General features: G+C 47.3%; 14 protein-coding genes and 1 pseudogene. 7 read left to right on the forward strand and 8 right to left on the reverse strand.

Annotation, left to right across the window (positions count from 1 at the left end; all coding sequences use genetic code 11):
- The 6 genes from DP_RS06860 (at nucleotide 1) to DP_RS06885 (ending at nucleotide 4,920) form a co-directional block, all read left to right on the forward strand.
- A complete protein-coding gene (locus DP_RS06860; protein ID WP_011188592.1) occupies nucleotides 1-786 on the forward strand; it encodes an ABC transporter permease in 786 nt (261 codons plus the stop codon).
- Nucleotides 783-1,871: an ABC transporter ATP-binding protein gene (locus tag DP_RS06865; protein WP_011188593.1), complete on the forward strand. Its 1,089-nt coding sequence runs from the start codon at nucleotides 783-785 to the stop codon at nucleotides 1,869-1,871. Before DP_RS06860 ends, DP_RS06865 begins: the two co-directional genes overlap by 4 nt.
- Before the next feature lie 474 nt (nucleotides 1,872-2,345).
- Nucleotides 2,346-2,513: a hypothetical protein gene (locus tag DP_RS17900; protein WP_156792223.1), complete on the forward strand. Its 168-nt coding sequence runs from the start codon at nucleotides 2,346-2,348 to the stop codon at nucleotides 2,511-2,513.
- Nucleotides 2,482-2,817: a DUF6790 family protein gene (locus tag DP_RS06870; protein ID WP_011188594.1), complete on the forward strand. Its 336-nt coding sequence runs from the start codon at nucleotides 2,482-2,484 to the stop codon at nucleotides 2,815-2,817. The genes DP_RS17900 and DP_RS06870 overlap by 32 nt, the downstream gene beginning before the upstream one ends.
- Before the next feature lie 474 nt (nucleotides 2,818-3,291).
- On the forward strand, nucleotides 3,292-4,218 hold the full coding sequence (locus DP_RS06880) for a 5'-nucleotidase (protein ID WP_198408701.1): 927 nt from the start codon (nucleotides 3,292-3,294) through the stop codon (nucleotides 4,216-4,218).
- 135 nt (nucleotides 4,219-4,353) lie between these two features.
- Nucleotides 4,354-4,920: a PepSY domain-containing protein gene (locus DP_RS06885; protein ID WP_041277728.1), complete on the forward strand. Its 567-nt coding sequence runs from the start codon at nucleotides 4,354-4,356 to the stop codon at nucleotides 4,918-4,920.
- Nucleotides 4,921-5,005: 85 nt separating this feature from the next.
- Here the strand turns inward: DP_RS06885 and DP_RS06890 are convergent, their stop codons facing one another.
- The 5 genes and pseudogenes from DP_RS06890 to DP_RS19155 all read right to left on the reverse strand — a co-directional run bounded on the left by DP_RS06890 (nucleotide 5,006) and on the right by DP_RS19155 (nucleotide 10,583).
- Nucleotides 5,006-5,833: a nitroreductase family protein gene (locus DP_RS06890; RefSeq protein ID WP_011188597.1), complete on the reverse strand. Its 828-nt coding sequence runs from the start codon at nucleotides 5,831-5,833 to the stop codon at nucleotides 5,006-5,008.
- Between the two features lie 174 nt (nucleotides 5,834-6,007).
- On the reverse strand, nucleotides 6,008-7,309 hold the full coding sequence (locus tag DP_RS06895) for a TRAP transporter large permease (RefSeq protein ID WP_011188598.1): 1,302 nt from the start codon (nucleotides 7,307-7,309) through the stop codon (nucleotides 6,008-6,010).
- Between the two features lie 18 nt (nucleotides 7,310-7,327).
- On the reverse strand, nucleotides 7,328-7,888 hold the full coding sequence (locus tag DP_RS06900; protein ID WP_011188599.1) for a TRAP transporter small permease: 561 nt from the start codon (nucleotides 7,886-7,888) through the stop codon (nucleotides 7,328-7,330).
- A gap of 59 nt (nucleotides 7,889-7,947) precedes the next feature.
- On the reverse strand, nucleotides 7,948-8,931 hold the full coding sequence (locus tag DP_RS06905; RefSeq protein WP_011188600.1) for a TRAP transporter substrate-binding protein: 984 nt from the start codon (nucleotides 8,929-8,931) through the stop codon (nucleotides 7,948-7,950).
- A 424-nt stretch (nucleotides 8,932-9,355) separates the two neighbouring features.
- Nucleotides 9,356-10,583: pseudogene (locus tag DP_RS19155) on the reverse strand (aromatic amino acid transport family protein).
- Nucleotides 10,584-10,603: 20 nt separating this feature from the next.
- On the opposite strand from DP_RS19155, the gene DP_RS06925 reads away from it, so the two are divergent.
- The gene (locus tag DP_RS06925) at nucleotides 10,604-10,813 is read left to right on the forward strand and encodes a hypothetical protein (RefSeq protein ID WP_041277730.1); all 210 of its coding nucleotides are present in this window, start codon (nucleotides 10,604-10,606) and stop codon (nucleotides 10,811-10,813) included.
- Between the two features lie 517 nt (nucleotides 10,814-11,330).
- On the opposite strand, the gene DP_RS06930 is transcribed toward DP_RS06925, so the two are convergent.
- The 3 genes from DP_RS06930 to DP_RS06940 all read right to left on the reverse strand — a co-directional run bounded on the left by DP_RS06930 (nucleotide 11,331) and on the right by DP_RS06940 (nucleotide 14,110).
- Nucleotides 11,331-12,083, reverse strand: a complete 753-nt coding sequence (locus DP_RS06930; RefSeq protein WP_011188604.1) for an ABC transporter ATP-binding protein — start codon at nucleotides 12,081-12,083, stop codon at nucleotides 11,331-11,333.
- Entirely contained in the window at nucleotides 12,080-12,919 is an 840-nt protein-coding gene (locus DP_RS06935) for an ABC transporter permease (protein WP_011188605.1), read from the reverse strand. Before DP_RS06935 ends, DP_RS06930 begins: the two co-directional genes overlap by 4 nt.
- 69 nt (nucleotides 12,920-12,988) lie before the next feature.
- Nucleotides 12,989-14,110 (reverse strand): CmpA/NrtA family ABC transporter substrate-binding protein, encoded by a 1,122-nt coding sequence (locus DP_RS06940; protein ID WP_011188606.1) that lies wholly within the window; start codon nucleotides 14,108-14,110, stop codon nucleotides 12,989-12,991.
- Between the last annotated feature and the right edge of the window lie 10 nt (nucleotides 14,111-14,120).

Here is a 14,120-nt window from a genome sequence, read left to right on the forward strand (position 1 = left end):
ATGGGTAATCGCATTTTTAAGGCCATCCTGGCAGGTGTCACTGTGGTATTTGTCGGAATGCTGTTGTGGGCGATGCTATCGCTCATTTTTATGCCAAGCTGGGCCGAGGTGGTCGAAAGTGCCCTATCCGAAGAGATGCTTTACAGCATTTGGCTTTCTCTGACCACTAGTGCTATTTCTGTAGCGGTGGTCATGTTTCTGGCGGTCAGCATCGGCTATGTATTGGCACGTTTCCGTTTCCCCGGCCACCAGTTGTTAAGAACAGTGGTCGATCTGCCGATGGCCTTTCCTGAACTGGTTCTGGGTCTTTGCCTACTGCTGCTGTTTGGGCAAGAGCCACTGGCCGGGTGGTTAAAACAGATAGGAATAGATATCGTATTCAGTAAAAACGGCATCGTCATTGCCCAGATATTCACTGCCGCTCCTTACGCCACCCGTGTGGTTTATGCAGCTTTTTGCAGCATCAATCCCCGTTATGAAATGGTAGCTCGCAGTCTTGGTTGCGGGCAATGGACGGCATTTTGGAAGGTGACTTTGCCCATGGCCAAAGGTGGGCTGTTCGCCGGCGCAGTGATTGCTTTTTCCCGGTGTATGGGGTGTTTCGGGACGGTGCTCATCTTGGCCGGCGGCACCCGTATGTTCACGGAAACCTTGCCTATTACCCTGTATCTCAATATTTCCTATGGCAACCTCGGCATGGCTATGACCTCCGGTATAATACTGATTTTGATTTCTCTGGGCGCAATCGTTACTTTCGAGGTACTCACTCACGAGGTAGTTTTATGACTGCACTGCTAGAAGTTCAAAACCTTCATGTTGATTTGGGCGAATTCAGCCTCCGGGGTGCGGACTTGGCCGTGGAGGAAGGTGCTTATTGCTGCCTGATCGGTGACTCAGGGTCCGGCAAAAGTGTGCTGCTTGAAACGGTAGTTGGCGGTTTTCACCCTCAACGTGGAAAGGTTATGCTACGTGGTCAGGATGTGACTAACTGGCCCCCTGAACGGCGCAATCTAGGCATCGTATATCAGGATTTCATGCTTTTTCCCCACTTGAATGTGTTCGAAAACATTGTTTTCGGATTGCGTCGCCGAAAATTCTCTCGTTCTGGGATGGAAGAAGAGGTCCGTACCATTGCGGCCCGAGTCGGTATCGAAAATCTGTTGTATCGCGATATTAAAACCCTGTCCGGCGGAGAACAACAGCGTACCTCCTTGGCTAGGGCACTTATTGTTCGCCCGCAAGTACTGTTGCTCGACGAAGCTTTCAGTGCATTGGATGTAGCTAGTCGGGAGCGCATGCGGTATCTACTGCGGGAACTGGTTAAGGACCTGCATGTCACCGTCCTGAATGTTACCCACGATATGGAGGATGTTTGGACTCTTGCTGACCAAGTGGCGGTCTTACATGACGGGCAAATTCTGCAAACCGGCAAGCCGGAAGATGTTTTTAGCTGTCCCCAACCAGGATTTGTCGCCGAATTTCTCGGTGCTCGTAATATATTGCAAGGCACTGTTTTGACTTGTGATAAATCAGGTCTAACGCATATTTCCGTCGGACAGAACGGTCTTTACAGCACCGATCCTGCATCGATCGATGATCGGGTGCAGCTTTCCGTCCGCCCCGAAGAACTGGCCGTCGCTCGGAAACAGTTGCCGATTACTCTGCGCAATCAAATACCGGTAAGGATAGAAAGTCTGGAACGTCGAGGGCCCTTGGTCTTGATAATCGGAAAAGCTGCCGGATTTTCTCTCGAAGCCGCCGTAACGGTTGCTGGCGCTCAGGAACAGAATCTGAATATTGGCGATAACGTGGTATTTGCCTTTTCTGCAAATAGTTTGCGTATAATCTCTCGAGAGACGAAACATATTTGATGTTTTCAGAAGACAGAAACTAGTGGCTGGCTAAGAAAAAGTGCCAAATACAATGCGCATAAATATCGTCCGATAAGGAGTTATTATGTATGTCGAAGAGCGATCAACGTGTAGCACATAAATCAAGGGGCCCCCAGTAAAAGGCTCCTGGATGATGTTGACATACACAAATATATCGAAGATACAAGCTGCTGGGTATTATCCGTATGCTAGTGCAACGTCAAAAATGCTAACTGGTGTTTGTTTAGGCGCTGGGAGGCTATTTTTGTTTTCTTTTTTGGATGAATTGTGATTTGAAATAAAAAATATTTTAAGTCATTGGATTTGTATAAGCTCTGTTAAGAGGGGTAATATGATAATAGAGGGATTTTTTTAATAAAGGCGTATGATTGCAGAATTAAGCTTGGCCTTTTATGAAAATGTTTTATCTAAGGTCGGCCCAGACTGCACGCTGAATAAGGAAATGGGGGAAACATGGCAAAATGGATAGGTGTTCTGGGAATACTGGTAGGTGCTATTGGTGTGTTTTTTGGGTTTTATTATTTGGCAGATGATCCTGCCCGTTCCCTGGAAATTGTCACTATTACAACGGTGGGTATTGTTGGTGTAGTTGGCCTTTGTTCGTCATGTCTTTCTCTATAAATCCGATGCGAAGAGGCTTGATTGGGAGGTGGAGAAGCCCGATTGGATGTTTGAGGTGGGGTTCTCAAATCTTGCCTTTGGTTTCATGGTCTTTTTGGTGGTGCTGCTGCAGTGGGGGATGGAGGCACAGGCCCTGGTGGTTTTAGGCTATGCCCTTTATCTGTTTCAGGCGGCCCTTCTCCATGGTTATCGGTATTTTACCGATGAGGTGAAATCACCAGTCAGGTTATGGCGTAGTTCTATTGCCACCTTGCTCTATGCGGGGCTCATGGCCTTTTTTGCCATCTATGCCCTTTTAGCCTAGTGCAGGCTGGTCATCGGCCCCATTTTTTTGGCTAGATGACCAGTTTATTGGGCAATGCCTGCCTTTGTATTCTCTTCATACATATTTCGCTTAGTGGAGCTATCCGTAGTAGGAATATGATAAGTAAGATGGACTTGCTTAGGAGAAGAAGGTTGTAGGCTGTGCCGGTAATATTGGAGTTTGTGCTGAGCCCATTCATAATATCAGGTATAAGAACAGTGTGGAACTCAGGGTGAGTCACTAAAGCTTGTATCTGTCTTCAACAGACCAAGGCCTTATCTTCCTTGCCCGAGGTCTTATCTTAGAGCTGGCTATCGCCATCTTCTTATTCCACTCCCTTTTTATGTGTAAGCAAAATCGACCTTGTCTCGCCGGGATATATGCTATATGGGGGGAGATCAAGGGGGAAGGCTCCCACTGGGAGGGGCACTGGCGATGCTTTGGTATCGCAACGAGGAAAATTGCAGAGGAGAAATGATGTCATTTAATTTGGAAGACTGTCTGGTCATAGGGATATCCTCCCGTGCCCTTTTTGATCTGGAGGAGGAGAATGCTCTCTTTGAGGAGGAGGGGATCGATGCCTATAGGGCTTACCAACGTCAGCATGAGGATCTTGTCCTAGGACGTGGTACTGCCTATTATATGATAGAGGAGTTGTTGAAAATCAATGACTTGGTAGATGACCGAAGGCTCGTTGAAGTTGTTGTTATGTCAAAGAACAGCCCGGATACGGGCTTGAGGGTTTTTGCCTCTATTGATCACTATGGTCTTGATATCAGTCGGGCAGCCTTTGCAGGGGGAGAGGATTTGCATGAGTATCTGGACGCCTTTAGTGTTGATCTCTTTCTTTCTAAATCAGAAGAGGATGTGCAGGGGGCGGTTGATCATGGGGTGGCATCGGCAATTCTCTATGAACCGCCGGATGGTTATGCCCCCGTTGCCGGTCAGATACGGATTGCCTTTGATGGTGATGCGGTGCTTTTTTCCGAAGAATCGGAAAAGGTCTATAAGGAGCAGGGTTTAGAGGCCTTTGTTGAGCATGAAAATCTCAACCGTGATAATCCGCTTCCCGATGGTCCATTTGCTAAGCTACTCTGTATACTTGCCTACCTGCAGCAGACATTACCGAGGGAGGACAACCCCTTTCGTCTGGCTCTGGTTACAGCAAGGAAAAGTCCGTCCCACGTCCGGGTTGTGAATACCCTGCGGGACTGGGGGGTTAATTTGGATGAGGCCTTCTTTCTTGGTGGGATGACCAAGAGCAAGGTTCTCCAGTCTTTTCGAGCCCATATCTTTTTTGATGATCAGGATGTGCATGTGGGCCCGGCCTCCCGGGTGGTTCCTTCGGCTCGCGTACCCTACAAGACGGGTTCTTCTTTAAAGAGCCTCCCGGAGGGATGATCTTCTTTATGAGGTAATCTTTTTTTTAACTCCTTGTACAGAAAATGTTTTTTGAAAGGAAGTTCTGTCAGGGGGTATATAGCGTAGGCAGTTTAACCCTAAAGTGTGTCTATTAATTTACCCGTGGGAGGAGTTATGAAGAGGAAAAAATATGCAGTTGCCGCTGTTCTTCTGGCAAGTTTTTTTATGGTAAGCCCATCCTTTGCAGGTCACGATGGCAACAAGAGTTTGATTCGTTATAATATGCTTCTGGCGCAGACCCAGAAAACTCTGAGTCAGGTGGTAGAGGAGCAGGCAAAAAAGACAGCAGCGACTGTTATAGAGGCAGAGCTGGAGATGAAGTCTCTGGGCTTATCTGAGCAAAAACAGCCTGTTTACAAGATTGTTACATATAAGAAGGGTGGTAGAGTAAAGTACTATATTGATTCGGTAACGGGTAAGGTGCTCCTCTCTAAGAAAAAGGGGAATTGGAATCCTCTGGATGATGATATGTTAGAGGCCGAGGCGATGAGTAAGGCAAAGATCTCCATGGGGCGTGCCATTACTCTTGCTGAGAAAAAATTCTCGGGTAAGGCCATAGAGGCAGAAATTGATGAGGATGATGATGTCCTCTACTATAAGGTAAAGCTTGTCCCCAAGAGTGGGGTAATTAAGGCCCTGGTCGATCCTAAAGTAGGCACCCCCTATGAGGTAGTTCGCTAAAGCATGGTTGAAAAATAGTTTCTGCTTTTCCCTGGCAGGAGGATGCCTTTTTTAGGAATCCTCCTCTTCCCCCCTCCCTCTCTCTCTATAGTCTAACTCGGTTGATGGCTCTGTTCTTTCGTTGAACGGTGCGGGCGTATTTGAGCTTTGTCTTGCCAAAGAGCATGATGTATACCGATTTATGGTTTTCGGGGACGCCAATTTTTCTGCCGAGCTCTGGTAGGATGTCAAACAGGGTGTATTTTGCCAGGCCGCACCACAGGGTGCCGATATTTTTTGTTGCCGCGCAGAGTTCAAAATAACTGAGGGCGATAAAGGGGTCGGCCTCGGGGCAGGGGGCGTCTTCCGGGGAAGAGATAATGAGCATATGTGGTGCTCCCCGAAAGATGGTATCGATGCCGTTCTCCCAGGCCTCGGCAATTTGGGCAAAGTATTGAAATTTTTCTGGAAGATTACCAGAGGCAATAGTTGCCTTTAGCCCTGCCATTGCCTCCTGACGTATCTTGTCCATGACCTCCATATCGTCGACGAGAGTGAACATCTGGCTACGGGAATTTACCCCCGTTGGCGCATGGGCCGTCATTTCAAGGAGCCAGTCAACGGTTTCTTTTTCGACGTTTTTTTTCTGATAATGCCGGGAGGATCGTCTGCCGCGGACAAGGGCCTCCATCTGTTCAGGGCTGGGGAGCATTCCCTTAAGGGGGAGGCAATCTGTCTGGGGATTGATATCAAGAATAGAGATGGCAGCCGTAGGGCAGATGGCAAGGCAGTGCTCGCACTGATAGCAACTCTCCTCATTGTAGGGGAACACTCGTGGAAAGTCAGCCTGTATCTCTATGATGGAGGCCGGGCAGTCCATGGCACATGCTCCGCATTTATTGCATCGTTCCTGGTCAAGACAAAAATTGATCATATTTTTCTCCCTGATTCTTAAGTGTTGTTCTGTGTTAATTTTAGAGAAACTCTATTTATGAGTGATTGTAGCAAGTTTCTTCTTTTAAGATCAAGGGGGGCTTTGCTGTTTTGGTAGCGAAAGCGCCTCTTTTCGTGCTGACAGAAAGAGGCGCCTTCGCTGTTTGCTCTGGCCTTAGCTACCCATCATATTTGGTAGCAGGGTTACCACCTCTGGTACGACAGTGATAATAGCAAGTGCTGTGAGCAGGAGCAAGAAGAAGGGCAGGGCGGCATGGGCTACTCGTAGGATATTAATTCCCGTAAGGCCCTGAATAACAAAGAGATTAAAACCAACAGGCGGGGTGATTTGTGACATCTCGACTACGATGACAACGAAGATACCAAACCATAGTGGGTCGATTCCTGCCGCCTGAACCATGGGCATGATAACGGAGGTGGTGAGCACCACTACGGAAATTCCATCAAGAAAACAGCCTAGGACAACAAAGAAGATTGTCAGAGCTCCCAGTAGCGCATAGGGGGAGAGGTCCATGGTGCCGATCCAGGTGGCCAGTGATTTTGGAATGCCGGTAAAGCCCATGGCAACTGTTAAAAAGGCAGCACCTGCCAGAATAAAGGCGATCATGCACGAGGTGCGGGTTGCCCCGAGTAAACCCTCTATAAAGGTCTCTTTGCAGAGAGAACCAGTGGCCCTGGAGAGAAGGAGGGCAAGGACAACGCCTACAGCCGCCGCATCTGTCGGAGAGGCGATGCCGGTGTAGATGGAGCCGAGGACGCCACCTATCAGCAGGATAACAGGTATCAGTCTCTTGGTGCCGCGCACCTTTTCCATAAAGGAGAGATTGTTCTCTTCCATCGGAATTTGCTCTTTATTGAGTAGTGACCAGATGATGACATAGCCAACAAAGAGAGTGACTAACAGGACTCCGGGCAAAAGGCCGGCGATAAAGAGTCGGGCAATGGATTGTTCGGTGGCAACACCGTAGACGATAAGGATGATCGATGGCGGAATGAGTAGTCCCAGGGTTGCAGAACCGGCCAGAGTCCCGAGGATCATCTTCTCCGGATAACCTCGTTGGGTAAGCTCAGGGATGGACATCTTGCCGATGGTGGCTGCCGTTGCCGCAGATGATCCGGAGACTGCGGCAAAAATACCGCAACCGAAGATGTTGACGTGTAATAGGCGTCCTGGCAGGTGTGTCAGCCAGGGTGCTAAACCCTCAAACATATTTTCCGATAGCTTTGAACGAAAGAGAATTTCTCCCATCCAGATAAAGAGGGGGAGGGCCGCAAGCGCCCAGCTATTGCTCGCTCCCCAAACCGTGGTGGCCAGTACATTGCCAACGGGGGCATCGGTAAAGACCATCATTCCAATTATGCCTACCCCCAATAGGGAGAAGGCCACCCAGATACCGCTACCTAGCAGAAGGAAGAGCAGGCCGAGTAGGCAAAGTGGGATTGTTATTTCTGACATGGGAACTCCTAGGGGCTTCTACTCGTTTATTGATTGAGCGAATTCTTCAAGATTTTTATTATAGCTTACGGGCTTGCCACAGATATGACAGAGGAGGTCATCGCTCAGGGAGATGGTGAGTAGAGCGAGGCCAATGAGCATGCTGGCCTGTGGAATCCAGATGGGAATCGCAATCATGCCCGAGGAGAGGTCATGATAGATATAACTTTCGTAAACGAGATTAGCCGTATAGTAGGTGAAATATGCCGAGGTTGCGCTTGCAAAGAGGAGACACCAACCTTCAAGGATTTCTTGCATCCAGTGGGGAAGATTAGAGCGGATAAGTGTTACCCGAATATGATGTCCCGAACGCATGGTGTAGGTTAGGGCCAAAAATGAAGCCGCCGCTAGGAAAAAGCCCGTAAAGTCAGAATAGGATGGAATGGTGAGTCCTATTGCTGTGCCCGTTATAAGGGTGCTGAGGCGATCAACAACGTTGAAGACTACCTGGCAGACAACGAGTAGGCAAATGGCCGACAGGAAGAGAGCGGCAAGCCACCCAGCTCCTTTGTATAGTGAATCGAGTGTATTACGTATCATTTTTTTTCAATATAACACATTGGCGTGGTGTTTGACGCCAATGTGTACTGTCTGATGGTTTATTTTCTGTAGGTGCTCAGAAGTTCTGTTCCGGCAGGACCTGCCTCTTTTTCCCATTCAGTAACAATTTCATTACCAATGACTTTGAAGCCTGACATGAGTTCCGGGGATGGTTGGATAATGTTCATGCCGTTATCCTTCATCACCTGGATCTTGGTCTCTGTCTCTTTTTTGCTCATCTCCCAGCCGCGTAATTCTGCCTTTGCTCCTGCTTGGAGGAGTGCTGTTTGGGTCTCTTTATCTAGTCTGCGGAAGGCCCGCTTGTTAATAACAACAATGTTTTTGGGGAGCCAGGCCTGGATATCGGTGAAATCTTCTACAAAGTCCCACGCCTTGGAGTTTGCGCCCGTTGAAGGAGATGTGATCATGGCTGCAACTCGTCCGGTGGAAAATGCTTGTGGGATATCAGGAACCTCTACCTGGGTAGGTGCGGCTCCAAGTTTGTTTGCCAGTTTTTCGGAGGTGGCGTTATAGGTACGAAACTTAATGCCCTTTATGTCGCCAACCCTGTTGATTGCCTTTTGGGTATAGAGTCCCTGAGGTGGCCATGCCACAGAAAAAAGTGGCATCAGTCCTTGCTTGTCGAGGAGTTTCGCCACGATGGGCTTTTGTGCATTCCATAACTTTTTTGCATCGTCATAGTTTGTGGCCAGAAATGGTTGCGAGTCAGCTGCGAAGATGGGGTTTTCGTTACCGAGAAGAGACATGAAGAATTCACCGATGGGCACCTGCCCACCACGAACGGCATTTTTGATTTCAGGATGTTTAAAGAGGGATCCTGCCGTGTGCAATTTGATAACAAGTTTGCCGTCGGTGGCTTTTTTCACATCTTCGGCAAAGAGGGCGATATTCTGGGTGTGGAAGGTGGCGTCCGGGTAAGGTGTCGGCATATCCCATGAGGTGGCAAGGGCACTTGTGGCAAGGCTTGCCGAGAGGGCGATGCCACCGATGGTTGAAATACATTTTCTGGAAAAATGTTTCATTACAGAATCTCCTTCAGGTAAAAGTCGTAGAGTTGGTGTAAAAAATCTGCCAGAGGCGAAAGAGACGAAAATGTTGTTTTTTTGCTACGCTCAATCGGCCTTTGGCCAAAAAGGGACATTGTAACGTAAATGTAATACATATGCCAGAGAGAAATTTTTTTATTAGATAAATATCGGTGGGTAGGGTGGCATGGGGGTGATGCAGAAGCGCTAGGAAAAATATCTTCTTAAGGAGGGTCTTCTGCCCCGCTTTCATAAGATATGAGATTGGTTCCGGTGAATATTGGCTGAGGTGCTGAAAAAATAGGGACTTTCCACTGCTTGGTAGAGCCGAATAACTTGTTCTGACAGCCCCTCTATGTGGATGTTTTATCTCGAAAAGTGGGTGTGCCCCCTTCCTTTTTTGTTGCAAGAATCCCTGGAGCTAATTTTTCTGCTGTACCTGTTGGATTTCTTGCAAAATGCGATCGGTATTGATGAGACCAAAATCGTTACATAAATCTATGGCCAGGGCTGAAGCAAAGAGTAAGCCAATACAGATTGCCAGAATTTTTTTGCTAAGAGTTTTGCTTTTCATATAGAAAATTACAGCAGGCAAGACACCAAAGAGCAGGGCGATTCCTACTCCACCCACTACCCCAATCGCCTTTAGAAAAATAGAAGGAAAGAGGATGGCAATTATCAGTGGTGGGAGAAATGTTGCTGTAACTATTTTTGTTTTACTTCCACCTCCCAGGAGATCACGGTTGAAATCCATAAGTCCAATTCCATTGGCCGCATAGGATGTGCAAATTGCAGTAAGTGAAAAGATGATGGCTACAGCGCTAAAATAGGGATTCGCCAAGATATGTCCAATGGGGACGGTGGCGGGCAGGCCATGTTGGAAGCTACTGACAATAGAATTTGTGCCAATTGTGAGGGGGAGGACGCCAATTCCAATCGCAACCCATATGAAATTCATTATGAAACCAATCACCATGCCAAGAAGCATGGCGCGGGAAATGGCCGAAATATCCCAGTCCATATCTCTGCAAATGGTGGGAATAATATTATGGAAATGAAAGGCGCAGAGGATGACGGGGGACCGCAATGGGTAAAAAACGGAGATCGTGGAGGAGCATATTATGTAACTCAAGATGCCCGGAACCCATAATGACCAGGCTTGCAAAGGAGATCCCAAGGAAAAGCATCAGTAATTCGTTGTAACGGGCTACAAAACTTGTTCCGCCAGCGGTGAATGCCGAGAGTGTAATGAAGAGGAGGATGGTTACGATGAGGGTAAGAAGGGAGTTGGGAGCTGTCTTACCTGAAATGGCAGAAACTATAATAGTTGTGCCGCCGCCAATGTAGGCGGTGAGTAGACCATAAAGGATAAGGAGGTTGGCCCCGGTGGCGACCCATTTCCCCAAAGGTCCCAGATATTTTTCATATAAACTTGGGTAGTTAAAGGTATCTTTTTTTTGCTCGACGGCCTCTTTTGCCAGAACAATGGCTGAAAAATACATTGCTGCGGCAAAGACAATCATTGCCAAAGATGAGAAGAGGAGTCCGGCCCCCCCTGTCTGTATTGGCAGGGCAAGTATTCCTGCCCCAATGAGGTTTCCCGTGATTAAAAGAGCAATCATCACGGTGCCCTTCTTCTTGTTATCCATCTACTTTGCCTCCTGAAGGTTTGAAAAATAATTTAGTAGTGGAAGCAGTGAGATTGTCAGGCGACTTCATTAAAGGATACTTACTTGCTGAAGTAGCTCTCCAAATGGTGGAGAGTAACGAAGGCGATAGTTTTAGTCATAGCCAGGGGTTGTTTATTGGCTCAATGCTCTGCGGGCTTGGCAGGGCATTAACAATTTTGCAAATCGAAGCACTTGACATGGATGTATAGCTTATCTGTTTATAAATAAAGAATTATTATTACTGATTTTATAGGATATAAACTGCGTATGCAAATATTAGCGTCTACTAATTCTGCTCTTGACAGATTTCAGGTGAAGAGGGAGGGGTTCTTGCATATATGATCCTGTTAGCAAGGAGTTGCAAGTGTTCAGCAAAGCCGAACAACTTGTCCTGTTTTTCGTAATTTCTTTTTTTCAGACTGGGGGGTATATAGAAATTGTAGGAAAGAAAAAATATCATACAGCTCCTGTAGCTGTGTTTGTCATAGAACTTCTATCAAGGGTAATGTAATGAAAAATATACTCGTAAAAAAAATGAATGTTGTAGCTCAAATAGCTCTTGCTGTTGCTCTTTTGAGTCTTGTAACTCTTGGACCAGTTGAGATTGCGCTGCTTCTTGCTTAAAAGTTACTGCCCAAAGCAGGTTCCTAAAACTTTATTCCTCCTAGTGTATAAAGTAAAAGCCCTCTCTGATGTACGTCAGAGAGGGCTTTTTTGTCTCCTCTCCTATTCCAACTCCTTCAGTATGGAATCTGTCAGCTGCCCAAACTTTTGTAGAGCCCTGCTACGGGGACGTTCCATATCCACCTCTATTTCCCTGCGGATTTGTCCGGGACTCTTGGACATAACTATAATCCTGTCGGCAAGAAAAATAGCCTCATCGACGCTATGGGTGACCAGTATAATTGTCTTATGGGTCATCTGCCAAACCTTTAAGAGCTCTTTTTGCAGGAGGATGCGGGTGTGAGCATCCAAGGCACCGAAGGGTTCATCCATAAGCAGGACATCGGGGTCATTGGCCAGGGCCCGGGCAATGGCAACTCTCTGCCGCATTCCTCCGGAGAGTTCATGAGGGTAGGCATCCTTAAATCCTTCCATATTGACCATTTTTAGATAGTGCATGGCGTTTTTGTGCCGTTTTTTTTCTTTTACTCCGGCAAAGAGGGGCCCTGCTGCAACATTATCCAGTACGGTCATCCAGGGAAAGAGCGAATACTCTTGGAAGACCACGCCAATTTCACCGCAGGGCTTAGTTATGGGTGAAGAACAGTAACGGGCCTCTCCTGTCGTGGCCTTCTCAAGACCTGCCATAATGCGAAGGATGGTAGATTTGCCACAACCCGAGGGGCCCACTATGCAGGTAAAAGATTTTTCAGGGATCTGTAGGTTTATATCTCTGGTGGCGAGGAACTTATCGCCTTTTTGGGTGGTGAAGGTCTTGGATACGCCATTAACGGCTAAAATATTTTTCTCCTTCATTTATTTACCTGCCTGCACCATGAAAATTTTTTCTGTTCAATATGGCGGAAGATGATATCCATCAGAGCTCCGACAAACCCTATTGAAATCATTCCGGCAATAACGATATCTGTTGAGGCGAGGGTGAAGGCGTGGGTGATTAGATATCCAACCCCTGAAAGTGAGCCGGGAAGCATTTCTGCAGAGACCAGGCACATCCAGGCTATGCCCAGGCCAATTCGCATTCCCGTTATGATGGAGGGCATGGCAGCGGGGATGAGGATTTTTTGAAAAATTTGTCTCTCGCTTGCCCCAAGTACTCTTGCTGAATCAATGAGGGTGACATTGACGTTGCGTACGCCGTGGATTGTTGAGGTTAAAATGGGATAAAATGCGCCGATGAAAATAATAAAGAGCATGGAAAATTTGATGTTGTTCAGATAGATAAATGTCTTGCCTGTTTCAGCACCGACAAGCGTGGCAAGGCTTGCTATGCCAAACCAGGCGATGACCAGTGGAACCCAGGCAAGGGGTGGAATTGGCCTGAAGATGTTGAGGAAACCGTTGAAAAATTTATAGGTAAGTTGAGAGTATCCCATTATAACTCCTAAGGGGATGGCTATCAGGGCGGCAAGAGCATAGCCCATGATTACTCGGACCAGACTGATTAAAACATTGGCAATAAGTGAGCCCATGCTGAGTAGATCCAGTGTGGGGTGGAATATGATTGCTGCCACCTGACCAATTTGGGGGAGGATGACTTGATTTCCAATTCTATGGGCCATGATAAGCCAGATGAGAAGTAGCAGTATGGGAGCAAGAATTGGAATTACCAGGAAGAGAGATTTGTTTTTCATTTTTTTAATAGCTACACCTGACAGGATTTTTCTGGCGGGTGTAGCTCTTTTTTTGAGATTTTGCCCGTTTTACTCTTGATCAAGGGCCTTTTTGTTAAAGGAAAAATCATAGAGAAGGGGTGCTGCTTTTGCCAGATCCATATCTTTTAATTTACCCTTGAACTTATGCATGCCATTCAACATGGTAAGAAAGATTCCTTCGCCCTTGAGCCAGTTTTGGCTAGGAGTGGTGGTGTAGATGATGGTGGATTTTTCGATGGCCGCAGCCGGAACTCCAATCCAACGCGATGAAATTTTTGCTGTTTCTTTTTTGTTGTTATTGCTCCAGGCGGTGGCTGCTGTCATAATATCTGCCATTGCTTGGACGATTTCAGGTTGTTCTTTAATGGCTTGCTCACTTGCCCCCATGACACAGCAGGGAAAATCCGTCCAGGCGCCTAGAGGGGGGAGATCCCGGGAATCAAGGCCGATATGACCAACTTTTTTATACTCTGCAACGACGGGATGAGGAGCAGGCCCGACCCAGCTGTCAACCTGCTTGCTCAGGAGGGCGGGGATGAGGTTGGCGGTGGATTTAAGATCGACCATTAATATATCGGCCTCGACGTCATTGGGATTTTCGCTGATTTTAAATCCTGCCCTGTGCAGGGCACCCTCAAAAACGACACGAGGTGCGCTAGTGGGGGAGTGATAGCCTATTTTGTATGGTGTTTTTGAGGCCTTGATGGCTGTGGCAAGATCCTGGTAGCTGTTGATCTTGCTCTCCATCGGGAAGACCATGCTCATGCCGTCAACATGGAGGGGACAGATAATTTTTACCTTGGTACCCTTGTCGATACCGCTCATAAAGGCCGTGCTGGAGGCGAGGCCGAGATCAAGGCGATTCATGGCAAAGAGGGTTGAGGTCTCGGAACCATTTTTGGAAACGATGAGGTTAATTACGGCCAGAGTTTTGCCATCTGCTGCGATAAGCCTGTATTTTTGCTTTGCCACCATGGACGCAAGGTATGGGCCTGTGGGATTGAGTTCTTTGCCTCTGTCAGCTGCAACCATAAGGGGGCTGTGGTGAGTGGTGAGGATATAGCCCATATAGATATTTGGTGCCTTGGCTGCATAGACATTACCCATTGCCAGTGTTACTACCATGGCAATGATAACTGCCTGTATTTTTCGTTTTAAATTACGATGCATCTCTTCTTTT

This window comes from Desulfotalea psychrophila LSv54, from assembly GCF_000025945.1.
GTDB lineage: Bacteria > Desulfobacterota > Desulfobulbia > Desulfobulbales > Desulfocapsaceae > Desulfotalea > Desulfotalea psychrophila.